Genomic DNA, 356 nt, shown 5'->3' on the forward strand with positions numbered 1-356 from the left:
CGAATATCGGGAGCAATGACACTGAGACGGTGGGTAAGAACCGTTCGCTGACGGTGATGGCGAACGAGACGATCCATGTCGTCGCCAATTCGACGGAGAATATCGACGCTAACCATTCGCAGACGGTGGGGCTCAACCAGACAGTCACGGTGGGTGTCGCGCGCGTGGATACGGTGGGGGCAGCGGAAGCGAGGACCGTGGGCGCCTCGCAGACGAACACGATCGGCGCGACCCGCGCCGTCAGCGTCGGTATCAGCCAGAGCCATGACATCGGGGCCGGCGACAGCTGGAACGTCGGAGCCGGGCAGACCGTCAATATCGGCGCCGACCAGAGCGTGACCGTTGGAAGCGCCCAA

1 pseudogene is annotated in these 356 nt (G+C 63.8%); it reads left to right on the forward strand.

The window, feature by feature from the left end:
• Nucleotides 1-356: pseudogene (locus tag EN808_RS35375) on the forward strand (type VI secretion system tip protein VgrG); the annotation flags it as partial.

The sequence above is a fragment of the Mesorhizobium sp. M8A.F.Ca.ET.165.01.1.1 genome, from assembly GCF_004792065.1.
In the GTDB taxonomy this organism is placed as follows: domain Bacteria; phylum Pseudomonadota; class Alphaproteobacteria; order Rhizobiales; family Rhizobiaceae; genus Mesorhizobium.